The organism is Streptomyces sp. NPDC001816 (genome assembly GCF_042892235.1).
Classification (GTDB): Bacteria; Actinomycetota; Actinomycetes; order Streptomycetales; family Streptomycetaceae; genus Streptomyces.
This window is the reverse complement of sequence record NZ_JBIATY010000004.1, coordinates 214,563-238,364: the sequence shown is the minus strand read 5'-3', so window position 1 is coordinate 238,364 and position 23,802 is coordinate 214,563. Positions and strand designations below refer to the sequence as shown.

General features: G+C 71.0%; 23 protein-coding genes, 1 tRNA gene and 1 pseudogene. 18 read left to right on the top strand and 7 right to left on the bottom strand.

What is annotated here, in order from left to right; translation table 11 throughout:
* Window positions 1–64 precede the first annotated feature (64 nt).
* The 7 genes from galU to ACFYZZ_RS16575 all read left to right on the top strand — a co-directional run bounded on the left by galU (window position 65) and on the right by ACFYZZ_RS16575 (window position 5,630).
* A complete protein-coding gene (galU, locus tag ACFYZZ_RS16605; protein WP_389176123.1) occupies window positions 65–976 on the top strand; it encodes a UTP--glucose-1-phosphate uridylyltransferase GalU in 912 nt (303 codons plus the stop codon).
* The gene (gene glp, locus ACFYZZ_RS16600) at window positions 973–2,295 is read left to right on the top strand and encodes a gephyrin-like molybdotransferase Glp (RefSeq protein ID WP_389176121.1); all 1,323 of its coding nucleotides are present in this window, start codon (window positions 973–975) and stop codon (window positions 2,293–2,295) included. The genes galU and glp overlap by 4 nt, the downstream gene beginning before the upstream one ends.
* 79 nt (window positions 2,296–2,374) lie before the next feature.
* Entirely contained in the window at window positions 2,375–2,887 is a 513-nt protein-coding gene (moaC, locus tag ACFYZZ_RS16595; RefSeq protein ID WP_389176119.1) for a cyclic pyranopterin monophosphate synthase MoaC, read from the top strand.
* A complete protein-coding gene (locus ACFYZZ_RS16590) occupies window positions 2,884–3,384 on the top strand; it encodes a molybdenum cofactor biosynthesis protein B (protein WP_389176117.1) in 501 nt (166 codons plus the stop codon). The genes moaC and ACFYZZ_RS16590 overlap by 4 nt, the downstream gene beginning before the upstream one ends.
* A gap of 20 nt (window positions 3,385–3,404) precedes the next feature.
* Window positions 3,405–4,037, top strand: coding sequence for a GNAT family N-acetyltransferase (locus tag ACFYZZ_RS16585; protein WP_389176115.1), 633 nt, complete (start codon window positions 3,405–3,407; stop codon window positions 4,035–4,037).
* A 184-nt stretch (window positions 4,038–4,221) separates the two neighbouring features.
* Window positions 4,222–5,463 carry a gephyrin-like molybdotransferase receptor GlpR gene (glpR, locus tag ACFYZZ_RS16580; RefSeq protein WP_389176113.1) on the top strand — a complete coding sequence of 414 codons (1,242 nt, stop codon included), beginning with the start codon at window positions 4,222–4,224 and terminating at the stop codon, window positions 5,461–5,463.
* Between the two features lie 93 nt (window positions 5,464–5,556).
* Window positions 5,557–5,630 (top strand) — tRNA-Ala (locus ACFYZZ_RS16575).
* Between the two features lie 47 nt (window positions 5,631–5,677).
* Here ACFYZZ_RS16575 and ACFYZZ_RS16570 read toward each other — a convergent pair.
* A complete protein-coding gene (locus tag ACFYZZ_RS16570) occupies window positions 5,678–6,157 on the bottom strand; it encodes a GNAT family N-acetyltransferase (RefSeq protein WP_389176111.1) in 480 nt (159 codons plus the stop codon).
* A 71-nt stretch (window positions 6,158–6,228) separates the two neighbouring features.
* Here ACFYZZ_RS16570 and ACFYZZ_RS16565 point away from each other — a divergent pair, with 71 nt between their 5' ends.
* Window positions 6,229–7,032 carry an exodeoxyribonuclease III gene (locus tag ACFYZZ_RS16565; RefSeq protein WP_389176109.1) on the top strand — a complete coding sequence of 268 codons (804 nt, stop codon included), beginning with the start codon at window positions 6,229–6,231 and terminating at the stop codon, window positions 7,030–7,032.
* 9 nt (window positions 7,033–7,041) lie between these two features.
* On the opposite strand, the gene ACFYZZ_RS16560 is transcribed toward ACFYZZ_RS16565, so the two are convergent.
* Window positions 7,042–7,662, bottom strand: a complete 621-nt coding sequence (locus ACFYZZ_RS16560; protein ID WP_389176872.1) for a MerR family transcriptional regulator — start codon at window positions 7,660–7,662, stop codon at window positions 7,042–7,044.
* Between the two features lie 201 nt (window positions 7,663–7,863).
* Here ACFYZZ_RS16560 and ACFYZZ_RS16555 point away from each other — a divergent pair, with 201 nt between their 5' ends.
* The 4 genes from ACFYZZ_RS16555 to ACFYZZ_RS16540 all read left to right on the top strand — a co-directional run bounded on the left by ACFYZZ_RS16555 (window position 7,864) and on the right by ACFYZZ_RS16540 (window position 11,485).
* The gene (locus ACFYZZ_RS16555; protein ID WP_389176107.1) at window positions 7,864–9,393 is read left to right on the top strand and encodes a flavin-containing monooxygenase; all 1,530 of its coding nucleotides are present in this window, start codon (window positions 7,864–7,866) and stop codon (window positions 9,391–9,393) included.
* Complete coding sequence (locus ACFYZZ_RS16550) at window positions 9,390–10,307, top strand: alpha/beta fold hydrolase (protein ID WP_389176105.1); 918 nt, start codon at window positions 9,390–9,392, stop codon at window positions 10,305–10,307. Before ACFYZZ_RS16555 ends, ACFYZZ_RS16550 begins: the two co-directional genes overlap by 4 nt.
* Window positions 10,304–11,188 (top strand): SDR family oxidoreductase, encoded by an 885-nt coding sequence (locus ACFYZZ_RS16545; protein WP_389176103.1) that lies wholly within the window; start codon window positions 10,304–10,306, stop codon window positions 11,186–11,188. Before ACFYZZ_RS16550 ends, ACFYZZ_RS16545 begins: the two co-directional genes overlap by 4 nt.
* 87 nt (window positions 11,189–11,275) lie before the next feature.
* Complete coding sequence (locus ACFYZZ_RS16540) at window positions 11,276–11,485, top strand: hypothetical protein (protein WP_389176101.1); 210 nt, start codon at window positions 11,276–11,278, stop codon at window positions 11,483–11,485.
* A gap of 61 nt (window positions 11,486–11,546) precedes the next feature.
* On the opposite strand, the gene ACFYZZ_RS16535 is transcribed toward ACFYZZ_RS16540, so the two are convergent.
* Complete coding sequence (locus tag ACFYZZ_RS16535; protein ID WP_389176099.1) at window positions 11,547–14,891, bottom strand: S41 family peptidase; 3,345 nt, start codon at window positions 14,889–14,891, stop codon at window positions 11,547–11,549.
* Between the two features lie 167 nt (window positions 14,892–15,058).
* Here ACFYZZ_RS16535 and ACFYZZ_RS16530 point away from each other — a divergent pair, with 167 nt between their 5' ends.
* The 3 genes from ACFYZZ_RS16530 to ACFYZZ_RS16520 all read left to right on the top strand — a co-directional run bounded on the left by ACFYZZ_RS16530 (window position 15,059) and on the right by ACFYZZ_RS16520 (window position 18,590).
* A complete protein-coding gene (locus ACFYZZ_RS16530; RefSeq protein ID WP_389176097.1) occupies window positions 15,059–15,667 on the top strand; it encodes a TetR/AcrR family transcriptional regulator in 609 nt (202 codons plus the stop codon).
* A 141-nt stretch (window positions 15,668–15,808) separates the two neighbouring features.
* Window positions 15,809–18,040: an MMPL family transporter gene (locus ACFYZZ_RS16525; RefSeq protein WP_389176095.1), complete on the top strand. Its 2,232-nt coding sequence runs from the start codon at window positions 15,809–15,811 to the stop codon at window positions 18,038–18,040.
* Window positions 18,041–18,209: 169 nt separating this feature from the next.
* Window positions 18,210–18,590 carry a hypothetical protein gene (locus ACFYZZ_RS16520; RefSeq protein WP_389176093.1) on the top strand — a complete coding sequence of 127 codons (381 nt, stop codon included), beginning with the start codon at window positions 18,210–18,212 and terminating at the stop codon, window positions 18,588–18,590.
* On the opposite strand, the gene ACFYZZ_RS16515 is transcribed toward ACFYZZ_RS16520, so the two are convergent.
* From ACFYZZ_RS16515 to ACFYZZ_RS16505, 3 genes and pseudogenes are all read right to left on the bottom strand, one after another.
* Window positions 18,578–18,910 carry an ATP-binding protein gene (locus ACFYZZ_RS16515; protein ID WP_389176091.1) on the bottom strand — a complete coding sequence of 111 codons (333 nt, stop codon included), beginning with the start codon at window positions 18,908–18,910 and terminating at the stop codon, window positions 18,578–18,580. The two genes, ACFYZZ_RS16520 and ACFYZZ_RS16515, sit on opposite strands and share 13 nt — an antisense overlap.
* Window positions 18,871–19,019, bottom strand: a pseudogene (locus ACFYZZ_RS16510) (IS5/IS1182 family transposase); the annotation flags it as partial. The pseudogene ACFYZZ_RS16510 and the gene ACFYZZ_RS16515, both read right to left, overlap by 40 nt.
* 3 nt (window positions 19,020–19,022) lie before the next feature.
* Window positions 19,023–19,457, bottom strand: coding sequence for a nuclear transport factor 2 family protein (locus ACFYZZ_RS16505; protein ID WP_389176089.1), 435 nt, complete (start codon window positions 19,455–19,457; stop codon window positions 19,023–19,025).
* A gap of 122 nt (window positions 19,458–19,579) precedes the next feature.
* On the opposite strand from ACFYZZ_RS16505, the gene ACFYZZ_RS16500 reads away from it, so the two are divergent.
* From ACFYZZ_RS16500 to ACFYZZ_RS16490, 3 genes are all read left to right on the top strand, one after another.
* Complete coding sequence (locus ACFYZZ_RS16500; RefSeq protein WP_389176087.1) at window positions 19,580–20,131, top strand: TetR/AcrR family transcriptional regulator; 552 nt, start codon at window positions 19,580–19,582, stop codon at window positions 20,129–20,131.
* Between the two features lie 650 nt (window positions 20,132–20,781).
* A complete protein-coding gene (locus tag ACFYZZ_RS16495; protein ID WP_389176085.1) occupies window positions 20,782–21,297 on the top strand; it encodes a YbaK/EbsC family protein in 516 nt (171 codons plus the stop codon).
* On the top strand, window positions 21,294–22,139 hold the full coding sequence (locus ACFYZZ_RS16490; protein WP_389176083.1) for an EamA family transporter: 846 nt from the start codon (window positions 21,294–21,296) through the stop codon (window positions 22,137–22,139). Before ACFYZZ_RS16495 ends, ACFYZZ_RS16490 begins: the two co-directional genes overlap by 4 nt.
* Before the next feature lie 155 nt (window positions 22,140–22,294).
* Here ACFYZZ_RS16490 and ACFYZZ_RS16485 read toward each other — a convergent pair whose 3' ends face one another.
* Window positions 22,295–23,647, bottom strand: a complete 1,353-nt coding sequence (locus ACFYZZ_RS16485) for a hydrolytic protein (RefSeq protein WP_389176081.1) — start codon at window positions 23,645–23,647, stop codon at window positions 22,295–22,297.
* Between the last annotated feature and the right edge of the window lie 155 nt (window positions 23,648–23,802).

The following is a 23,802-nucleotide window of genomic DNA, read 5'->3' as shown; positions in this document are numbered from 1 at the left end:
ATATGAGGGCCAAATAACCGGAGTCACATATTCCTTACCAAAGGCACCGGTTAAGGTTGCGAGCATGACTCAGTCGCACCCCAGGATCAGCAAGGCTGTCATTCCCGCAGCGGGCCTCGGTACCCGGTTCCTGCCGGCCACCAAGGCCACTCCCAAGGAGATGCTGCCGGTCGTGGACAAGCCGGCGATCCAGTACGTGGTCGAGGAGGCCGTGTCGGCGGGGCTCGACGACGTCCTCATGATCACCGGACGCAACAAGCGTCCGCTGGAGGACCACTTCGACCGCAACTACGAGCTGGAATCGGCGCTCCAGAAGAAGGGAGACGCCGGGCGGCTCGCGAAGGTGCAGGAGTCCAGCGACCTGGCCACCATGCACTACGTGCGCCAGGGCGACCCCAGGGGCCTCGGCCACGCCGTCCTGTGCGCCGCCCCGCACGTCGGTCACGAGCCCTTCGCGGTCCTCCTCGGTGACGACCTGATCGACCCGCGCGACCCGCTGCTCCAGCGCATGATCGAGGTCCAGGAGCAGCACGGCGGCAGCGTGATCGCGCTCATGGAGGTCGCGCCCGAGCAGATCCACCTCTACGGCTGCGCGGCCGTCGAGGCCACCGCCGAGGGCGACGTGGTCAAGGTGACCGGCCTGGTCGAGAAGCCGGACCCGGCGGACGCCCCGTCGAACTACGCGATCATCGGCCGCTACGTCCTCGACCCGCACATCTTCGACATACTTCGCAAGACCGAGCCCGGCCGCGGCGGCGAGATCCAACTGACCGACGCCCTCCAGCAGCTGGCCGAAGACGAGAAGGTCGGCGGCCCGGTGCACGGCGTCGTCTTCAAGGGCCGCCGCTATGACACCGGCGATCGTGGCGACTACCTGCGTGCCATTGTCAGACTGGCGTGCGAACGTGAAGACCTGGGCCCGGACTTCCGGACCTGGCTTCGCAGTTACGTAGCCGAGGAGATGCAGCAACGTTGAGCAGCGCCGCGACCAGCCCCGCCGGCCCGGACCACCTCTGGTCGGTCGACGAGCACCTGGAGGACATCCTCTCCACCGTCCGTCCCCTCGAACCCATCGAGCTGCAACTGCTCGATGCCCAGGGCTGCGTCCTGGTCGACGACGTCACGGTGCCGGTCTCCCTGCCACCGTTCGACAACAGCTCCATGGACGGGTACGCGGTGCGGGTCGCGGACGTCGCCGGTGCCACCGAGGAGTTCCCGGCCGTCCTCGAGGTCGTCGGGGACGTCGCGGCCGGCTCGGCCGACCTGGTCCGGGTCGGACCCGGCCAGGCCGCCCGCATCATGACCGGAGCCCCGCTGCCGCCCGGCGCCGAGGCCGTCGTCCCTGTCGAGTGGACCGACGGCGGGCTCGGCGAGGGCCCCGTGAGCGGGATGCGGGCCCGCAGCCTGGCCCCCGAGGGCGCCGAGGGGCAGGTGCGCGTGCACCGCCCCGCCGAGGCACGCGCGCACGTGCGCGACAGGGGCAGCGACGTGAAGGCCGGAGACCTGGCCCTGGAGGCCGGGACGATCCTCGGTCCGCCGCAGATCGCACTGCTCGCCGCGATCGGCCGGGGCACGGTACGGGTGCGCCCGCGCCCACGCGTGGTCGTCGTGTCCACGGGCAGCGAACTCGTCCAGCCCGGCGAGGATCTGGGCAGCGGCCAGATCTACGACTCCAACAGCTTCGCCCTCACCGCGGCCGCCCGTGACGCGGGCGCCATCGCCTACCGGGTGGGCGCCGTCGCCGACGACGCCGACACCCTCCGCTCCACCATCGAGGACCAGCTCATCCGCGCCGACCTGCTGGTGACCACGGGCGGGGTGAGCGTCGGGGCGTACGACGTCGTCAAGGAGGCGCTGTCGCACGTGGGCGACGAGGACGAGGCGGGTGGCGGCATCGACTTCCGCAAGATCGCCATGCAGCCCGGCAAGCCCCAGGGCTTCGGCTCCATCGGCCGCGACCACACGCCCCTGCTGGCGCTGCCGGGCAACCCGGTGTCGTCGTACGTCTCCTTCGAGCTGTTCGTCCGCCCCGCGATCCGCACCCTGATGGGCCTCGACGACGTCCACCGGCCCCGCACCCGGGCCACCCTGAAGGCGGACAAGGCGCTCGGCTCCCCGAAGGGGCGACGGCAGTTCCTGCGCGGCAAGTACGCCGACGGCGAGGTGACTCCCGTGGGCGGCTCGGGCTCCCATCTGATCGCGGCGCTGGCGCAGGCCGACGCGCTGATCGTCGTCCCCGAGGACGTGGAGTCCGCCGAGCCCGGTACGGACGTGGAGGTCGTGCTGCTCGGCTGACGAGCGGGCGGTACCGTGTCGCGCACAACAGGCCCGCGCACCGCACTGCGACGGGCCCGGACCGGGAGCGCCACACACCATGACTGTGCCTTCCCGGGGGGAGACCCCCGGACGCCCTGTGCAGGACCGACTCACGCACATCGACGACGCGGGCGCGGCCCGCATGGTCGACGTGTCCGGGAAGGACGTGACCGCGCGCACCGCCCGCGCGAGCGGCCGGGTCCTGGTGTCACCGCGGGTGGTCGAGCTGCTGCGCGGTGAGGGGGTGCCCAAGGGGGACGCCCTGGCCACCGCGCGCATCGCGGGGATCATGGGCGCCAAGCGCACCCCGGACCTGATCCCGCTGTGCCACCCCTTGTCGGTGTCCGGTGTGAAACTGGATCTGTCGGTCGCGGACGACGCCGTGGAGATCTGGGCCACCGTGAAGACGACGGATCGTACGGGCGTCGAGATGGAGGCCCTCACCGCGGTGACGGTCGCCGCGCTCACCGTGATCGACATGGTCAAGGCGGTCGACAAGGGAGCGGTCATCACGGACGTTCGGGTGGAGGAGAAGACGGGCGGCAAGTCGGGCGACTGGAGCCGGTCATGACGTACCGCGCGCTGGTGGTCACCGCCTCCAACCGGGCTGCCGCGGGGGTCTACGAGGACAAGGGCGGCCCCCTGATCGCCGACGGCCTGCGGGGCTTCGGCTTCGAGGTCGACGGCCCTCGGGTCGTCCCGGACGGTGACCCGGTGGAGGCGGCCCTGCGCGCCGGTGCCGACGCCGGCTACGACGTCGTCGTCACCACCGGCGGCACCGGCGTCTCGCCCACCGACCGCACGCCCGAGGCGACCCGCGCGGTGATCGACTACGAGGTGCCGGGCATCGCGGAGGCCATCCGGGCGTTCGGACGGGAGAAGGTGCCGACCGCGGCGCTGTCCCGGGGCCTGGCCGGAGTGGCCGGGCGGACCCTGATCGTCAATCTGCCGGGCTCCACCGGCGGGGTGCGGGACGGCCTCGCCGTCCTGGAGCCGCTGCTGGTCCACGCCGTCGACCAGATCCGCGGCGGCGACCACCCGAGACCCAGTAGTGGGGGTGCGAGCTGAACAGCCCTTCCTGGCCCGTCGTGCTGGCGGACGGAGACGTCGTCCTCCGGCCGATAAAGCTGCGCGACCAGCGGGCCTGGCGTGAGGTGAACCGGCGCAACAGGGACTGGCTGCGCCCCTGGGAGGCGACCATCCCGCCGCCCACGCCGAGCGGGCCGATCACGCACCGGCCGACCTACCGCCAGATGGTCCGGCATCTGCGGTCAGAGGCCCACGCGGGCCGGATGCTGCCGTTCGTCATCGAGTACCGGGGGCAGCTCGTCGGGCAGTTGACGGTCGCCGGGATCACCTGGGGGTCGATGTGCTCGGGCCACGTCGGCTACTGGGTGGACGAGGCGGTGGCCGGGCGCGGGGTGATGCCGACGGCCGTCGCGCTCGTGGTCGACCACTGTTTCCGCACCGTCGGGCTGCACCGCATCGAGGTCTGCATTCGCCCCGAGAACCGGCCCAGCCGCCGGGTCGTGGAGAAACTCGGATTCCGCGAGGAGGGGCTGCGGCCGCGTTATCTGCACATCGACGGAGCCTGGCGCGACCACCTCGTCTTCGCGCTCACGGCGGAAGAAGTGCCGGAGGGGTTGCTCGGGCGCTGGCAGCGGGCACGCTCTCAGCAGATGCGGCACACGCAGGAGAACACTCCGGGGAATCCGGTCTAGGCCAGAAATTGAATACGTGTTCGAAATTGATCGGCTGATGACCGTCTCGGTGCATTGAATTGGCGGCTCGGACGGTCCACTGATCGCATCGGTCGCAAAAAAAGCTCGAAATATCAGCCAGATCGTGCGACACACCGGCCCAATTGGCGGATGGCCTCACGCAAACCCCTCTACCGTGTGAGGCGTGAGCAGCAGCGGCCTCATCTACGCAGTCATTGTCGGGGCCTGGGCCGCCTACTTGGTGCCGATGTGGCTCCGTAGGCAGGACGAGCTGAACGAGGCCCGTCCGACGGAACGCTTCAGCACCGCCATCCGGCTGCTGTCCGGACGGGCGGGGATGGAGCGTCGGTACGCCAGGGACCTGCGGGCGCGCTCCGCCCAGGAGGGGGAGCCGGACGCCAGTGATCCGGACGCCGCCACCGACTCGGTGGACGTCCGGGCCTTCGCCATGCCTCCGACCCGCCGTCAGGTGCGCCCGGAGGCCGGGGCGGAGGCGTCCGGGCGGGCGGAACCGGTACGCGACCGGCCCGTCATCCCGGCGCCCAAGTCCCCGTCCGCGTCCGCGCATCACTCGCCCGGAGCCTCCGTGTCCGCCTCAGCCTCCGCCTCCGCGTCCGCGCAGAAGCGCGTACCGGCCGCGCGGCGCGCGCCCTCGGCACAGGCGTCCGCGGCGCGCGCCCGGCGCTCGAAGGTGCTGGCGCGCCGTCGGCGCACCACCGTGATGCTCTTCGTCGCCTTCACGCTCGGCGCGATCGTCGCCGCCGTCGGAGGCCTCGCCTTCCTGTGGGCGCCCGGCGTACCCGCGGTCATGCTCAGCACGTACATCGCCTATCTGCGCTCCCAGGAGCGCCGCCGGTTCGCCTACCAGATGGATCGCCGGCGCGCCGAGGTCGCGGCCCAGCGGCTGCGCGAACGCCAGCCGCGGCGGCGCGCGTCCCTCGACGCGGGCCCCGTCGCCGACGAACCGGACGAGGGACCAGAGACCGAGACCGACACCGGCCTCTCCGCGCTCGCCGCGGACCGCCGCGCCCTGGTCGAGCAGACCGACCACGCCGAGTGGGTCGACCAGCAGCAGCGTGAGCGCCAGCGGCGGCCCGGGCACGGGGACAGCTGGGACCCGGTGCCGGTGCCCCTGCCGACGTACGTGACCGCGCCGGTCGCGCCGCGGGCCACCTCCGACGTGGACCTGGGGGCGCCCGACACCTGGAGTTCGGCGCGTTCCAGCTCGGTCGTGCCGGAGCAGGAGGCGAGCCGCGTGCCGGAGGCCGGGGAGAGCGAGGCGGCGCTCGCGTCCGAGGACAAGCCGGCGGACGGCCGGAGCGACGCCCGCCGGGCGGCCTCCGCCCGCCGCTCGCGCGAGCGCGGACGCACCCCCCTCTTCGACCAGTACGAGGACGGGGACCGGCCGCGCGCGGCCAACGAGTGACCGCTGTCACGCGGCTGGAAGCCCGCCTCTGACCAGTCAGGGAACGGATTTCCAAGCACCCCGATGGGGATGCTAGAGTTTCACTCGTTGCAAGGGCCTGTGGCGCAGTCCGGTAGCGCACCTCGTTCGCATCGAGGGGGTCAGGGGTTCAAATCCCCTCAGGTCCACGCATCATGAAGCCCCGGTCGGCAGTAGCCGACCGGGGCTTCATCGCTTATCTGAGCTGCTTCGCGTAGCAGAGGCTCTCCTCGTAGTGGCGGTAGTAGCCGAACTTGGCGCAGGGCTCGTAACCACTGGAGATGTACAGGGCGACGGCCTCCGGCTGCTTGGTGCCGGTCTCCAGGACCATGCGGACGCGGCCGGCCGCGCGGGCGTCCTCCTCCAGGACGGCGAGGATGCGGCGGGCGAGGCCCCGGCCGCGCATCGCCTCGACGACGAACATGCGCTTGAGTTCGGCGTCGCCGTCCTCGTTGCCCTCCTCGTTGCGGTCCTGGCTGCGCCAGCCGCCGGTGGCCACCGGGCGGTCGTGCTCGTCGTAGGCGATCAGGTACGCGCCCCGGGGCGGGGCGAAGTCGGCGGCGTCGAGGACCGTGGCGTCGCCGCCGTCGCCGTAGCGCAGGTGGTACTCGGCCTGGACCTCGTCGTTGAGCTTGACGGCGTCGGGGTGATCGAAGCGAACACGGCGTATATTCATGCTAAGTATCGTACTTCTATGCAGAGGGTGGCAAACGCGGACCACGACCAGTGTGCCGGTATCGTGCCCTGGTGCTGACTGTGACCTCGGTGAACGTGAACGGGCTGCGGGCCGCCGCCAAGAAGGGCTTCGTGGAGTGGCTCGCCCAGACCTCCGCGGACGTCGTCTGCCTCCAGGAGGTGCGCGCCGAGCCGCACCAGCTGCCGGAGGAGGTCCGGCAGCCCGACGGCTGGCACGTCGTGCACGCCCCGGCGGCCGCCAAGGGGCGCGCGGGCGTCTCCCTGTACACACGGCGCGAGCCCGACCGGGTCCGCGTCGGCTTCGGGTCGGCCGAGTTCGACGGCAGCGGGCGCTACGTCGAGGCCGACCTGCCCGGTGTGACCGTCGCCTCGCTCTACCTGCCCTCCGGTGAGGTCGGCACCGAGCGCCAGGACGAGAAGGTCCGCTTCATGGACGAGTTCCTCGTGCACCTCAAGGAGCTGCGCGAGCGGGCCGCCGCCGACGGGCGCCAGGTGGTCGTCTGCGGCGACTGGAACATCGCCCACCAGCAGACCGACCTCAAGAACTGGCGCGGCAACACCAAGAACTCGGGCTTCCTGCCCGAGGAGCGGGAGTGGCTCACCCGGGTGCTCACCGCTCAGGACGGCGGCTACGTGGACGTCGTGCGCACCCTGCACCCGGACGCCGAGGGGCCGTACACCTGGTGGTCGTACCGCGGGCGGGCCTTCGACAACGACTCGGGATGGCGCATCGACTACCACGTGGCCACCCCGGGGCTCGCGGCCAAGGCCGTCAAGGGGCTCGTGGAGCGCGCGGCCACGCACGCCGAGCGGTGGTCCGACCATGCGCCGGTGACCGTCGTGTACGACCTGTAGGAGCGCGGCTCAGTCCCGCTTGCTGAGCCGCCGGTCCAGCGCCAGGGACAGTTCCGCCTCCACGACGCTCCGGGCGAGCGGGCGCAGGCGGTGCAGGTCCTCCTCGGGGGCGTGGCGCAGGATCAGGTCGCGGAAGAGTTCGGCGAGGGCGTCGGCGTGTTCGCGCACGCGTTTGCCGGCCGCCAGGACCTCGGCGAGGGGTATGCCCTCGCGGACCAGGGCCGAGGAGACGTCCAGCAGGCGCCGGCTGATGTGGACGATCTCGTCGCCGTCGGTGCCGAGATAGCCCAGCTCCATGGCGGCGGCGAGGTTCTCGGGGGTGACCTCGCCCTCGAAGCGGGCGGCGAGTTCCTCGGGAGTGAGGTGGACCGGCTCCTCCTCGGTGGGGGTGCCGACGCCGAGGAGGTCGGCGACATCACGGCCCTGGTCGAGGGCCTCCGCGAGTTCCGCGATGCCGTTGAGCGTGTGACCGCGCTCCAGCAGCGCCGAGATCGTGCGCAGTCGGGCCAGGTGGTGGTCGTCGTACCAGGCGATACGACCCTCGCGGCGGGGTGGCCGGATCAGCTTGCGCTCGCGGTAGAAGCGCAGCGTGCGTACGGTGATGCCGGCCAGGCGGGCCAGCTCCTCCATGCGGTACTCGCGCGGTGCGCCGACCTTGCCGCTGCCCTGCTCGTCCTTGCGTTCGCCGTCGTCTGCCACGTCCGAAGCCTATGTTGTACCGCCGGTAACTTTCCTTTCCCTCCCCCCTACCGCTCGGTACGGAGCTGCTCTACAGTCCCATTGCGCCAGTGTTCACTGGCAGAGTCCAAGGCGATGCGTGGAGGCTTCGGGATGGCCGAGCACGAGCATGTACGAGTGGCGGTGATCGGGTCCGGGTTCGGCGGACTGGGAGCCGCGGTGCGGCTGCGCCGCGAGGGGATCACCGACTTCGTCGTCCTGGAGCGGGCCGACAGCGTCGGCGGCACCTGGCGGGACAACAGCTACCCCGGGTGCGCCTGCGACGTCCCCTCCCACCTGTACTCCTTCTCCTTCGCACCCAACCCGGACTGGCCGCGCACCTTCTCCGGGCAGCGGCACATCCGCGCCTACCTGGAGCACGTCACCGACGTCTTCGGGCTGCGCCCGCACCTCCGCTTCGACTCCGAGGTGAAGCTGATGAGCTGGGACGCGGAGAACCTGCGGTGGAACATCGAGACCGCGCGCGGCTCGCTCACCGCCGACGTCGTCGTCTCCGCCACCGGGCCGCTGTCCGACCCGAAGATCCCGCAGATCCCTGGGCTCGACTCCTTCCCCGGCAAGGTGTTCCACTCGGCCCGCTGGGACCACGACCACGACCTGCGCGGCAAGCGCGTCGCCATGGTCGGCACCGGCGCCTCCGCCATCCAGATCGTGCCCGCCATCCAGCCGCAGGTGGGCCGGCTCACCCTCTTCCAGCGCACCCCGCCCTGGGTGATGCCCCGCGTGGACCGCGCCATCAGCGGCGCCGAGCGCCGGCTGCACCGGGCGCTGCCCTTCACCACCCAGCTGCGCCGCGGAGTGCTGTGGGGGCTCCGGGAGCTGCAGGTGCAGGCGTTCACCAAGCATCCCGACGAACTCGGCCTGGTCGAACAGCTCGCCAAGCGCAACATGGCCCGCGCCATCAAGGACCCGGACCTGCGCGCCAAGCTCACCCCGGACTACCGCATCGGCTGCAAGCGGATCCTGCTGTCCAGCGAGTACTACCCGGCCCTCGCCCGGCCGAATGTGGACGTCGTCGCGAGCGGGCTCACCGAGATCCGCGGGTCGACCGTGATCGCCGCCGACGGCACCGAGGCCGAGGTCGACGTGATCATCTTCGGTACGGGCTTCCACGTCACGGACATGCCCATCGCCGAGCGCGTGGTCGGCGCGGCGGGCGGCACGCTCGCGGAGTCCTGGAAGAGCGGCATGCAGGCGCTGCGCGGCGCCTCGGCCGCCGGGTTCCCGAACTGGATGACGATCATCGGGCCCAACACCGGGCTCGGGAACTCCTCCATGATCCTCATGATCGAGTCCCAGCTGAACTACATGGCCGACTACCTGCGCCAGCTCGACGTCCTCGGCAGGCGCACCGCACTCGACGCCCGGCCCGCCGCCGTCGACGACTGGAACCACAAGGTCCAGGAGCGCATGAAGCGGACCGTGTGGAACACCGGCGGCTGCACCAGCTGGTACCTCGACGCGAGCGGCCGCAACACCACCATCTGGCCCGGTACGACGGCCGAGTTCCGGCGCGCGACCCGGCGGGTGGACCTGGCGGAGTACGAAGTGATCCGGAAGGCCGGCGCCAAGCCCGCCGAAGCGGACACGGCTGTCCAGCAGCAGAGCGAGGCCGCCGCATGAGCCGTCTCACCTCCGTGGCCTTGGGCCCCTACGCCCCGCCCGCTCCCGCCCACACTCTCACCGTGGTCTCCGCCGACGGCGCACGCCTGCACGTCGAGGTCCACGGGCCAAAGGACGCGCCCCCCGTCGTCCTCTCCCACGGCTGGACCTGCTCGACCGCGTTCTGGGCGGCGCAGATACGGGAGTTGGCGGCCGACCACCGGGTGATCGCGTACGACCAGCGGGGGCACGGGCGCAGTCCCGCGAGCCCCGCGTGCACCACCGACGCCCTGGCGGACGATCTGGAAGCGGTGCTCGCCGAGACGCTCGCGCCCGGCGAGAAGGCCGTGATCGTGGGGCACTCCATGGGCGGGATGACGGTCATGGCCGCCTCCGCGCGCCCCCGTTTCCGCGAACACGCCGCCGCCGTCCTGCTGTGCAGCACCGGCAGCTCGCGGCTGGTCGCGGAGTCGCGGGTGGTGCCGCTGCGCGCCGGGCGCGTGCGTACCTGGATCACCGGGCACATTCTCGGTTCGCGCGCCCCTCTCGGCCCGGTCACGCCCGTCGCGAAGCGCATCCTCAAGTACGCCACCATGGGCGCCGGTTCCGCCCCGCACATGGTGGAGGCGTGCGCGCGGATCGTGCACGCCTGCCCGCGCGCCGTGCGCCACGCCTGGGCCGCCGTGCTCGCGGCGCTCGACCTCGACCACGGCGTACGGGAGTTGCACGTGCCCACCGAGGTGGTGCACGGCGCATCCGACCGGCTGACGCCCCCCGTGCACGCCCGCGCGCTGGTGGCCACGCTGCCCCGGTGCATCGGCCTCACCGAACTCACCGGCGTCGGTCACATGACCCCGATCGAGGCCCCGGAGTTGATGACCGGAAAGATCCGGGCACTCGTCAGCACCTACACGTACACCAAGGAGGGCGCATGAGCAGGGTCAGCCTCGAAGGTCAGGTCGCCGTCGTCACGGGAGCGGCGCGCGGCGTCGGCGAGTTGCTCGCGCGCAAGCTGTCCGCGCGCGGTGCCAAGGTGGCGCTCGTCGGACTGGAGGAGGAGGCGCTCAAGGAGGTCTCCGAGCGGCTGCACAGCGACAGTGCGCACTGGTACGCCGACGTCACCGACCACGAGGCGATGAGCCGGGTGGCGCAGGAGGTCAAGGAGCGGTTCGGCAAGGTCGACATCGTCGTGGCCAACGCCGGTGTGGCGACCGGCGGGCCCTTCGCCGACTCCGATCCGCAGGCCTGGCGGCGCGTGATCGAGGTGAACCTGATCGGTTCGGCGGTGACGGCCCGGGCCTTCCTGCCGGTGCTCACCGAGAGCCGCGGCTACCTGCTGCAGATCGCCTCGCTCGCCGCGATGACCCCGGCGCCGATGATGACGGCGTACTGCGCCTCCAAGTCGGGCGTGGAGGCGTACGCGCACAGTCTGCGCGCCGAGGTCGGCCACCAGGGCGTGCGCGTGGGCGTCGGCTACCTGTCCTGGACCGACACCGACATGGTGCGTGGGGCCGACCAGGACGACGTCATGCGGGAGTTGAGGCAGCGGCTGCCGTGGCCGGCGAACAAGACGTACCCGCTGGGCCCGGCGGTGGACCGGATCGTCGACGGTATCGAGCGGCGCTCGGCGCACGTGTACGCGCAGTGGTGGCTGCGCGGCATGCAGGGCGTGCGCGGATATCTGCCGGCGCTCATCGGCACCGTCGGCCAGCGCGAGATGCGGCGGTTCGCGCCCCGTCTGCAGGGGATGAGTTCCGGGCTCGTCGGCGCAGGTGGCGAGGCCGACGAAGCGGCGAGGGCTACGCACCGTAACTGATCGACGTGCGCTGCGTGTCCACCCGTGTGAATCTGGTCGAGGCCCCACCAAGGGGCCAACCCCCCACCCCCACGGGAGTGAACCCACATGGGTATGAAGGACAAGCCCAGCCAGAAGCAGGGTCAGGCGAAGCAGAAGCCCGGCCAGACCGGTCAGCCGCAGCGCGGTCAGCAGCCGCAGCGGGGTCAGCAGCCGCAGCGTGGCCAGCAGCCGCAGCGCGGTCAGCAGAACCTCCGTGACATTCCGGAGACGGAGAGGGAGATGCAGGAACGCTTCGACCAGGACTACGACGCCTAGTCGCCGCGCTCGACTTCACCCCTGAGGCGGGGTGCCCGGAGTTCCCGGGCACCCCGCTTCGTCATGACCTCGCCCGCGGCGGCAGCTTCGGCCTCGACCGGTCCGGTACGTCGCTGTAGTCCGGGGGAACCGCCGCGGGGTTGGTGTCCAGCAGCTCCAGGGCCAGCTGCACGGCGTCGTCGAGCTGGGCGTGCCGGCCCTCGGCCCAGTCCAGCGGGGTGCGCAGGATCTCCAGGTCGGGGGCGACGCCGTGGTTCTCCACGGACCAGCCGTAGGCGTCGAACCAGGCGGCGTTCATCGGGACCGTGATCACCGTGCCGTCGCCGAGGCGGTGCCGGCCGGTCATGCCGACGACTCCGCCCCAGGTGCGCTGCCCCACGACCGGACCGAGTTTCAGGAGTTTGAAGGCGGCGGTGATCATGTCGCCGTCGGAGGAGGTCGCCTCGTCCGCCAGGGCCACCACCGGGCCCCGGGGCGCGTTCGAGGTGTACGACACCGGTTGCGCGTTCCGGGTCAGGTCCCAGCCCAGGATCGTCCGGGTGAGCTTCTCGATGACGAGTTCGCTGATGTGCCCGCCGGCGTTGCCGCGCACGTCCACGATCAGCGCGGGCCGGGACACCTCCTTGCGCAGGTCCCGGTTGAACTGGGCCCAGCCGGAGCCGCCCATGTCCGGGATGTGCAGGTAGCCGCACTTGCCGCCGCTCAACTCCCGTACGACCTCGCGGCGCTTGGTGACCCAGTCCTGGTAGCGCAGCGGCCGTTCGTCGACGAGCGGGACGACGGCGACCCGCCGGGCCACGCCGGTTTCGCCCTCCGCCGGGGCAAAGGTCAGCTCCACGGTCGTACCGCCCGAGCCCGCGAGCAGCGGATACGGTCCCGCCACCGGATCGACCGGGCGGCCGTCCACATGGGTCAGGACGGCGCCCTCCTGGATGCCGGTCCCGGCCAGCGGCGAGCGGGCCTTGGAGTCGGACGAGTCGCCGGGCAGGATCCGCTTGACCGTCCAGCCCGCGTCCCGGCGGACGAAGTTGGCGCCGAGCAGGCCCTGCCAGCGCTGGTAGTGGGGCGGGCCCTCGTTGCGCCGGGCGGCCGTGACATAGGCGTGCGACGTGCCCAGCTCGCCCAGCACCTCGCGCAGCAGGTCGGCGAACTCGTCGGGGGAGGCGACCCGTTCGACGAGCGGCCGGTACTGGGCGAGCACGGCGTCCCAGTCGATGCCGCTCATGCCCGGGTCCCAGAAGTAGGAGCGGATGAGACGGCCGGCCTCCTCGTAGGACTGACGCCATTCGGCGGCCGGGTCGACGTCGTGCAGGATGCGGCGCAGGTCGATCCACACGGTCGTGTCGCTGTCGCCGGACTCGGTCGACGGCACCGCCCGCAGATCCCCCTCGTCGACCACCACGAGCCGGGTCCCGTCCCCGCTCACCGCGAACCAGTCGAGATGGTCGACGAGTTCGGACTTCTTCGCCTTGGTGATGTTGAAGTACTCCAGCGTCGGCCGTCCGCTGATGTCGGCCGGGTTGACGAAGGTCTCGCCGAGCGCGCCGGAGATGGGCCAGCGCAGCCAGACCAGGCCGCCGCCCGCGACCGGGTGCAGCGCCGAGTATTTGGAGGCGATGACCGGGAACGGCGTCACCCGGTTCTCCAGGCCCTCCACCTCCACGGTCACCGTGCCGGCCTCGCCGCTCTCCTCGTCCTCGACGGGGTCGAGCCCGCCCGCCGCCGGCCGGCCCTCGGGGTTCAGAGCGAACGGGGACGGGGTCGCGGAGGACAGCGGGACCAGGTACGGGCGGCAGCCCAGCGGGAAGGACAGGTCGCCGGTGTGGACGTCGTACACCGGGTCGAAGCCGCGCCAGGAGAGGAAGGCGAGGTAGCGGCCGTCGCGGGTGAAGACGGGGTTCTCGTCCTCGAAGCGGCCGTTGGTGACGTCCACGATGAGCCGGTCCTTGATGCGGGCCAGCTTGATCTGCCGCAGCGAGCGGCCGATGCCCGGCTGCGACCAGGCGAGCCAGGATCCGTCCGGGGAGAAGGCGAGGTCGCGGACGGGCCCGTTGATGGACCGAATCAGCTCGGCGACCTGCCCGTCCACCGAGTCCACCGAGTCTTCAGCGCCACCGGAGTCGTCGGAGCCCGCAGTGACACCCTCTGCGACCCCTTCTCCGACTTCCGCCTCCTCCGCCTCCTCCGCCACGTCGATCAGCAGCAAACGCCCGTCGTGCGACGCGATCGCCAGCCGCTCGCCCAGCGGGTCGGACGCCATCTCCAGAACCCGGCCCAGCTCGCCCGAGGCCAGTCGGCGCGGGGCGCGGTCGCCGCTGGCGCGGGGGAGGTGGGCGATCTCGATGGCGTCCTCGCCCTCGGCGTCCGTCACATACGCCACCTGCCCGGTCGAGCCGAGCATCTCCGGCAGCCGGACCCGCACGCCGGGCGTGTCCGTGATCGTGCGCGCGGGGCCGTCCCGGTGCGTGAGCCAGTGCAGGCTGCCGCGCACGACGACGGCGCTGGCCCGCCCGGTCTCGTCCACGGAGATGCCGTCCACGTGCTGGGCGGCCGGCACCTGGTACCTGCGGCGTCCCGCGCGTGGGCCGCTCAGCCGGATGTCGAGCTTGTGCGGTACGGCGTTCGGGGCGAGGTCGTCCACCAGCCACAGGTCGCCCGCGCACTGGTAGACCACCCTGGTCCCGTCGCTGGCGGCGTTGCGGGCGTAGAAGGCGTCGTGGTCGGTGTGGCGGCGCAGGTCGGAGCCGTCGTGGGCACAGGAGTAGAGGTTGCCGACGCCCTCGTGGTCGGAGAGGAAGGCGATCCGGCCGCCGACGAACATGGGGGAGGCCAGATGCCCGCCGATCCCCTCCAGCAGCCGCTTGCCGTGCAGCCACAGCCGGCCCATGGCGCCGCCCCGGTACCGCTTCCAGGAGGCGGGTTCGTGCGGAGGAGTGCCGGTGAGCAGCAGGGTCATGTGCACGTCGTCGATGTCGGCGACCTGGATGTCGGAGACTGGGCCCCAGGGCAGCTTGCGGCCGGGGTCGCCGTTCGTGGACACCTTGTAGGCCCAGGTGTAGTAGGAGAAGGGCTGGCCGTGGGAGGCGACGGCGAGGATGTCGCGGTGGCCGTCCGCGTCGGGCGGTGTCCAGCCGCAGACCTGGGTGTCGACGCTGCCCCAGTAGGTCAGCTGCCGCGCGGGTCCGCCGTCGACGCCGACGAGATGGATCTCGGGCATGAGGCTGCGCCAGCTCGTGTAGGCGATCTGGCGGCCGTCGGGGGAGAAGCGGGGATGGCCGGTCTTGGTGCGGTCCACGGTGAGCCGCCAGGCGCGGCCGGGGGAGTCGAGGGGGGCCAGCCACAGGTCGTCCTCGGCCACGAAGCACAGCAGGTCGCCGTTGAGGTGGGGAAGGCGCAGATAGCTCACCTCCCCATGCTTTTCCGGGTGCGCAGGCCCAGCAACTTATGGAAAACCGACAGGCGTGACCCAGGACACGTACGAAACTGTTTCGTTTCGCTAGTCGTTGCGATACATTCGTCACGTACGAAACCGTGTCGTTCGGAGCGGGCAACCGCGTCGGGAAGGTGATTGACATGACTGAGGTCGCCGCAACGCGTCGCAGTCGGATCACGCCCGAACGCGAGGCCGAGTTGTACGGGGCCGTGCTCGACCTGCTCCGCGAAGTCGGCTACGACGCCCTCACCATGGACGCCGTGGCCGCCCGCACCCGGTCCAGCAAGGCGACGCTCTACCGCCAGTGGGGCGGCAAGGCCGAGCTGGTGGCGAAGGCGGTGCGGCACAACAAGCAGCCGGGCGGCCTCGGTCTCGAAGAGATCGACACCGGGTCGCTCAAGGGCGACCTGCACACCCTGACCATGCGGTCGGACGACTGCGAGATGGAACAGAACTCCGCGCTGATGCGGGGTCTGGCCATGGCGATCCATGGCAACCCGGAACTCCTGCAGGCGTTCCGGGACCATCTCATCGAGCCGGAGATGGCCCAGTTCCGCAAGGTGCTGCAGCGGGCGATCGACCGGGGCGAGGTCCGTGCGGACAACCCGGCGATCGAGTTCGTGATGCACATGATGATCGGCGGGTTCGCCGCCCGCACGTTGATCGACGAGAAGCCGCCGACGCAGGACTTCCTCATTTCGTACATCGACGCCGTGGTCCTCCCCGCCCTCGGCGTCACCGCCGGCTGACCCGTCGGCCGAGCCCCTCGGCCGAACCCACCGGCTGAACCCTCTCCCCAGCAAGCCCACCACCTGACGTCACCGCTCACGTCGTTGGGCTGATCGCCCCTGCCCAGATGAACCCCACGACCTGACCGGGAGTACGCCCTCGTGGCCACGTTCCTCTACAGAATCGGCCGGCTCGCCTTCAGGCGACGGCACTTCGTCGCCCTCATATGGGTCGCGCTGCTCACCCTCGCCGGGGTGGGAGCCGCCTCCGCGCCGGCCGCCGGCAACTCCTCCTTCTCGATCCCCGGTACGGAGGCCCAGAAGGCCTTCGACCTGCTGGAACAGCGCTTCCCCGGGATGAGCGCCGACGGCGCGACCGCCCGGGTCGTCTTCAAGGCGCCGGACGGCGAGAAGATGACGGACGCCGGCAACAAGGCGACCGTCAAGAAGACGGTGAAGGAGCTGCAGAGCGGCTCCGAGGTCGTCTCCGTCGCCGACCCGTACATCGGGCACGCCGTCAGCAAGGACGGCACGATCGCCTACGCCTCGGTGAAGTACAAGGTCTCCGGCATGGAGCTGGAGGACTCCTCGCGCGACGCGCTGAAGGAGGCCGCGCAGAAGGCGCGGGACGCCGGACTCACGGTCGAGGTCGGCGGTGACGCGCTGCAGACGACGCCCGAGACCGGCTCCAGCGAGGTCATCGGCCTCGCGGTCGCCGCGGTCGTCCTCGTCATCACCTTCGGCTCGCTGCTCGCCGCCGGATTCCCGCTGCTGACCGCGATCATCGGTGTCGGCATCGGCGTCTCCACGATCACGGCGCTGGCGAACGCCCTGGACCTGGGCACGACCACCTCCACGCTGGCGTCGATGATCGGCCTCGCCGTCGGCATCGACTACGCCCTCTTCATCGTCTCCCGCTACCGCTCCGAACTGGCCGAGGGCCGCGAGCGCGAGGAGGCGGCCGGACGGGCCGTCGGTACGGCGGGCTCGGCGGTGGTCTTCGCCGGCCTGACCGTCGTCATCGCCCTCGTGGGCCTGTCCGTGGTCAACATCCCGATGCTGACCAAGATGGGTGTCGCGGCCGCCGGCACGGTCGCCATCGCGGTCCTCATCGCCCTCACCCTGATCCCGGCGCTGCTCGGCTACGCAGGTCGCAGGATCAAGCCGGCCGGCGAGAAGAGCAAGCTGCTCGGCGGCGGCAGGCCCAAGAGCGCGGAGAAGCAGGCCCGCCCGAACATGGGCACCCGCTGGGCGAGTTTCGTCGTACGGCGCCCGGTCGCCGTCCTCCTTCTCGGTGTGATCGGCCTCGGCGCGGCGGCGGTCCCGGCCGCCTCCCTCGAACTGGGCCTCCCGGACGACGGCTCCCAGCCGGTCTCCACCACCCAGCGCCGCGCCTACGACCTCCTGTCCGACGGCTTCGGACCGGGCTTCAACGGCCCGCTGATGGTCGTGGTCGACGCCAAGGACAGTGACCACCCGAAGGCGGCCTTCACCAAGGTCCGCGACGACATCAAGGGCCTGAAGGACGTCGTCACGGTCACCCCGGCCGCGCCCAACAAGGCGGGCGACACCGCGACGATCACCGTCATCCCGGACTCCAAGCCGTCCTCGACCACCACCGAGGACCTGGTGCACGCCATCCGTGGCAAGGGCGCGGACATCACCTCGGCGACCGACGCGAAGGTGCTGGTCACCGGCTCCACGGCGATGAACATCGACGTCTCGCAGCGCCTGAACGACGCCCTGCTGCCCTACCTCGCCCTCGTCGTCGGCCTGGCCTTCCTCCTCCTGATCGTGGTCTTCCGCTCGATCCTCGTCCCGCTGAAGGCGGCCCTCGGCTTCCTGCTCAGCGTGATGGCGGCCCTCGGCGCCGTGGTCGCGGTCTTCCAGTGGGGCTGGCTGTCGGGCCTGATGAACGTCGAGGAGACCGGCCCGGTCATGTCGATGATGCCGATCTTCATGGTGGGTGTCGTCTTCGGCCTCGCGATGGACTACGAAGTCTTCCTGGTGACCCGTATGCGGGAGGCGTACGTCCACGGGGAGAAGCCCGCCCAGGCCGTCGTGACCGGCTTCAAGCACGGCGCACGGGTCGTCACGGCCGCCGCGGTCATCATGATCGCCGTGTTCTCCGGCTTCATCGGCTCCAGCGAGTCGATGGTCAAGATGATCGGCTTCGGTCTCGCCGTCGCCGTCTTCTTCGACGCGTTCATCGTCCGCATGGCCATCGTCCCGGCGGTGCTCGCACTGCTCGGCAAGAAGGCCTGGTGGCTGCCGAAGTGGCTGGACCGCGCCCTGCCCAACGTCGACGTCGAGGGCGAGGGCCTGCGCAAGCAGTCCTCGGCGGACGGCAAGGACGCCGACCCGGACGAGAAGAAGGAGCTGGTACGCGCCTGACGTACTGCTTCTGACAGCAGACCAGCCGGTGAGGGATCCGTGGGGACGGGGCACCCTCACCGGCTTCTTCTGTGCCTCAGACGGGCGCAGGGCGGATGAGTACCCGGGGGCCCGCGTTGAGTATCCGCGCCCATGCCGCACCGGCGCCCCTCCGCGCAGGATCGTCCTCGTGAACCTGAACCCTCAGACGTATGCGACTCTGTACGGCCCCGCACGGCCGGCACCGCGGAACAGCCGTGGCGAGACTGCGGTTGGCCTGCTGGCCGCCGTGCTCTGGATCCTCACCCTCAGCTCGCTCGGCTGGCTGACGTTCCTGGTGGGCATGGTGGCCGTGTGGGGCCTGGCGGACGGCATGTCCTGGCCGGAGGTCCGGGGTTTGGTGCTGCCATACGCCCTGACCGTCGTAGGCGCCGCCGCTGTTCTGACGGCACTGGCCTTCGCCCCCGGCATCCGCCGCCTCAACCCCCTCACCCGCCTGCTGCTGACGGGCGCCCTCGCCTTCCCGGTGCCGACCGGGCTCGCGGTGTGGACGTGGGTTCAGGTCGGCTGAACTCGTCCTGGCAGCGTCACCTCGGCCCACACCGTCTTGCGCGGGCGTGAGCCATGCGCGACGCCCCAGCGGCCGGCCAGCGCCGCCACGAGGAGGAGCCCGCGGCCCGACTCGCCCTCGGGGGCGGGCGGTTCGAGGTGGGGGGGACGGTCACCGTGGGTGTCGGTGACCTCGACACGGAGGGTGTCGCCAACGACGTAGAGGGTGAGGCGGAAGTCCCGGCCGGGGACTCGGCCGTGGGTGGCCGCGTTGGTCGCGAGTTCGGCCACGATCTGGGATGCCCCAGCGGGATCCCGCTGCCGTCGGTCAACCGGGACCACTTGATGCCGAGTTCCCCCGGTCAACCGGTGATTTCCCGGCGGCCTCGCCGCCACAGGGGCGCGCCCTGATCGTGGTCGCCGAGCACGAGGCGTCGGCGTGCTTCTCATACTTCTATGCGTCGGTCAGCTGCGCGCAGAGGGCGTCGACCGTGTTGGTGGCACGGGCGAGCCCGAGGTGATCGATGTAGTCTCGCGACTCGACGATCAGCCCGTCGCGGATCCGGAAGACGATGATGCCCGGCGCGGCCCAGCCCCCGTCGCCGCGGTAGGTGAACTCGCCGATGGCCACCTCCGGGTCAGCGGTCTGGTGGACGCGTACGTCCTCGACCCGGACGCCTGCCAGGCCGGCCGACACTGCCGTGGCGAAGTGCTGCCGGAGTGCTTCGCGGCTGAGCAGCGGGGTGTCGCCGAGCGGAGCCATCGGGTGTCGCACATAGGTTTCCTCGGCGTAGAACTCGGCCAGCTTGTCGACCTGGCTGCGGTCGCCGTTGTTCAGCCGGCAGGCGCCGTCGAGCATGGCGCGGAACGTCTCTTCGGGGGTTCGCATGATGGTCGACCCTTCTAATCGGAGTCTTCACTCCGGAATGTATCGGAGTGAAGACTCCGCTTGCAAGTGGATCACGGATCCCACCAGAGCGAGGGGATCATCCGGAGAGGGAGAATGGCCGGATGCGAAGCGACGCGCAGGCGAATCGGGACCGGGTGCTGGCCGCGGCCGAAGAGGTCTTCGGCGAGTTCGGCAAAGCCGGCTCGACCGAGGAGGTCGCACGCCGGGCCGGCGTCGGGATCGGCACCGTGTTCCGGCACTTCCCGACCAAGCAGCTGCTGATCGAGGCCACGATCGTGCGGCACCTCACCCTGCTCACCGACACAGCGCGTGCGCGAAGCGAGGACAGCGAGGCAGGAGCTGCCTTCCGGACGACGTTCCGGGAGATGGTCTCAGGCGCACCGGCCAAGCTCGCGCTCCTCGCGCTGCTGGAGGAGTCCGCCGCTCCGGCGGGCGCCCCCGACGAGGTGGAACCTGCAGCCTCTGCGTTGCAGGACGCCGTCGAGGTGTTGCTGTCCCGGGGCCAGAAAGCCGGCGAGGTGCGCGCGGACGCAACGGTGGACGAGATCTACGTGCTGATCAAAGCGCTGGCCAACGCCCGGGGCGACCGGGCTGTCGTAGACAGGGCGGTCGACATGGTGCTGGACGGACTGTCGCCGCGGCGTTGCGTGTAGCCACCCTGCGGAGATCGCCCGACCGACCCACCTTGACGGCCCCGACAGCCCCTCGGAAGTGCCTACTGGCTGGTGAGCGCCTCGACCGGTGACGGTACGCAGCGGGGTCAGCCCACTCGCGGAACCTCTTAGCGACTTCCGGCCGGTGGGGGGGGAGGTGGCAAGGTGGGCGGCGCCCCCTCAGGCAGCAATTGGTGCATTTGGGCCAAGGGGTTGAGGGAGATTCGCAGGTCAGGGTCATGCTCCCAGCCGTAGAGGTGGGGCGGATGCACCACTCATGGCCCAATGCTGCCAATCACCACCCCCCCCCGCGTGACGGGAGGGACGGATGTGACGCCCCAACTGCCCCACCGCCCCGCCCCCGAGGGCAGCCCCACCCACTCACCGCAAGCCGCCAAGCCCACCCGGCGTGCAGGCGAGGCGTGGCCGCGCCCCCCTCCGCCGACGTCGCGTACGCAGCCCACCCAGGGGACCAATCCCGGCAAGTCGGCCACTTTTCCCCTGGCCGCCCGCTCGCTTCTTCCTCGCGGAAGCACGACACTGGCCAAGAAGCGGGCGGCCCCACGGCAACCAGGAAATGCCGTTCGCTCCGACAACTCATCCGACAACTCAGTCGCGTGTGCTGTACAGCGGCCGCTAGCGTGCCCGGCATGACGACGACAGCCGCCACTGACGCCGAAGAGTCCGGAGCCCACCCCCGGTTCGCCGAAGCCCTCCGTGCGCTCGGGCTGGAGGATCTCCTCGCCCGGACCCGCCGGTTTCCGGAGGCCACCCGTACCGCCGCCGAGGCCGCCGCCGCGATCGGGTGTGAGCTGAGCCGGATCTGCAAGTCGCTGGTCTTCGCGGCGGATGGGGTACCTGTGCTGGTGCTGATGGACGGGGCCTCGCGGGTGGATGTGGAGCGGGTGCGGGAGGTGCTGGGGGCCGGGAAGGTCACCCGGGCCGACGCCGACGTCGTACGCGAGACCACGGGGTACGCCATCGGCGGCGTACCGCCCTTCGGGCACCGCACCCGTACCCGGGTCCTCGCCGACCGCTCGCTGCTCGCGCACGACGTGGTGTGGGCGGCGGCCGGGACGCCGCACACGGTTTTTCCTGTCGAGCCCAAGGCGCTCGTCGCTCACGCCGGTGCCGACCTGGTGGACGTACGCGAGCAGAACGCGTGACGCCGCTGGTCACCGTGGCGGTGCTGCTCGCTGCGGTCACCCACGCCAGCTGGAACGCCATCGCGCACCGCATCACCGACAAACTGGTCGGGTTCACGCTGATCTCCGGCGGCGGCATGCTCATCGGGCTCGCGGCGGCGCCGTTCGTCACGTTTCCGGCGGGGCCGGCCTGGCCGTACCTGTTCGCCTCCGCGGGCGTGCACATCGCCTACTACGCGCTGTTGATGACCTCGTTCCGGCTGGGCGACTTCGGGCAGGCGTACCCGATCGCGCGCGGCAGCGCACCGCTGGTGGTGACCGTGCCGGCGGCGGTGTTCGCGCACGAGGTGCCCGGCGCGTGGGCGGCGGCCGGGATCGCCGTGTCGTGCGTCGGGCTCACCGGTGTCAGCCTGTGGGGGCTGCGCGGCAGCCGGCCCGACTGGGCCGCGATCGGTGCCGCTCTGGCGACGGGTCTGACCATCGCCGCGTACACGGTGATCGACGGCCTGGGCGTACGCGCCTCGCACGCCCCGCTCGGCTACATCGCCTGGCTGATGGCCGTTCAGGGTGTCTTCGTCCCCGCGTACATGTACGCGCGTGTGCGCCGTGACGCGGTCCGGCAGCTACGGCCGTACGCCTCGCTCGGCCTGCTCGGTGCAGCCCTGTCCGTCGCCGCGTACGCCCTCGTCCTGTGGGCCCAGACCCGCGCCGCCCTCGCCCCCATCGCCGCCCTGCGCGAGTCCTCGATCATCGTGGGCGCGGCCATCGGAGCGCTGTTCTTCAAGGAGCGCTTCGGTGTGCCGCGGATTGCGGCGGCGGGTCTGCTGGTCGTGGGGATCGGGCTGATGCTGCACGCGGGGTAGCGAGCGAGCGACCCGGCAGCCGGCGGTGACCTGTTTCTGTCGGTAATGGTGTGGTTTTTGGTCCTGGATTGCCGATTTCCGGCCGGAACAAAAGTCAACCCTTTACATAAGCCGTCGGTAACGATCGACAATGGCCCGGAATCGGAAGGACCGGTTCATTCCCTGGTACGGCTGAGCACTCCGCTGACGTTCAGGACCTCGTGGCACCCCTGTGCCTGACGTCCGGTGGCCGGTGTGCCGGGCTTCGCGCACGTCACGTTGATGGTCACGGTGTCGTTCGCGGGGATCTTGATGGGGGTCACCCAGTGGTAGTCCTGGTTCCGGAAGGTCTCCAGCGCGATCGTGGTGATCTTGCGCTCGCCGAACGTGATCGTCAGCACCCCTTCGTCGCCCTGGAAGTTGGCGACGACGATGTCCGTGACCCCGAAGACACTGTCCTCGGGCACCTTGTAGGTGCCGGTCTTGGTCTGCCCGCCGGACGTCTTCAGATCGATGGTCGCCGAGCTCTGCCGGCCGTCGCCGCCGGAGGTGCCGTCACCGCCCGAACCGCCGTCACCCGAGCCGCCGTCACCGCCGGTTCCGGACGGTGCCCCCGACGCCTTGCCGCCGGGCTTGTTGTTCCCGCCGGTGCCCGGAGATTCCCCGGAACCCTGGTCCCCGCCGGGCGTGGGACGGGGCTGGACCGCCTCGTGGGCCGCTTCCTTGGCAGCGCTGCGCACCGCCGGACGGACCAGGGCGAACCAGGCGAGCAACAGCGCGATCAGCGCGGCGAGCAGCGCGAGCAGCCACTTCGGGAAGACGGGGATCTGGACGAACTCCGCATCCAGCGGCGCCCGTACGGCGGGATCGTCCCGCCTGGTCTCCGCCGCCTCCTCCGGGTCCCCGGTCTCGGTGGTGTCCACGGTGAACGGCCACACCACAGGTTTGCCGAACCACACCGGCTTGGCGGTGCGGACCCGCAGCACGACCTCCGTCGACTCACCGGGCTCCAGCTTCGGCTCCGCCGGGGTGAAGGCGAACCCCAGCTCCTCGCCGGCCTGGCCGGGAGTGAAACCCACCTGCACCGGGGTGTTGCCCTGGTTGCGCACGGCCAGCCGGTAGCGGCCGCGCAGCCAGCCGCGCCGGCGGCGCGGGGCCAGCTCGGTCTGCAGCTCGTGGAACTCCTCGACATGCACGGTGGTTTCGAGGACCCGCACCGACTCGGGGTGCTCGGTCGGCAGCACCCGCACGCCGAGCGGCTTGTCGCCGGCCCGGATCTCCGGGGAGCGCGGCGGCGCCAGACGGAGCGTCACCGTCTCGGAGGTGCCGGGGTACAGCGAGACACGCGCGGGTTCCACCGTGGTCCAGGGCGCGCAGTCCCCGACGACCTCCAGGCTGTACGCCTCGACGATGTCGCTGTCGTTGCGCACGGTCAGGGTGGTGGTGGCGATGTCACCGGGCGTCACCGTCACGGCCGGGATGTCGAGGCCGGGCGCACCGGGTCCGGAAGAGGCTGCGGAAGGCGTCACGCCAGCACGGTAGGAGAGCGCTCCGGAGTGCGGCGAGGAGCGCGAGGGCAACACCCGGGCAGTCACGGTGCCCGTGAAGTCAAATCGAACGTCTTTGTGACAGCGGGTCGTTGATGTGGCGCGCCGCCTCCCGCGGGCCGCCCTCCCATGGTCGC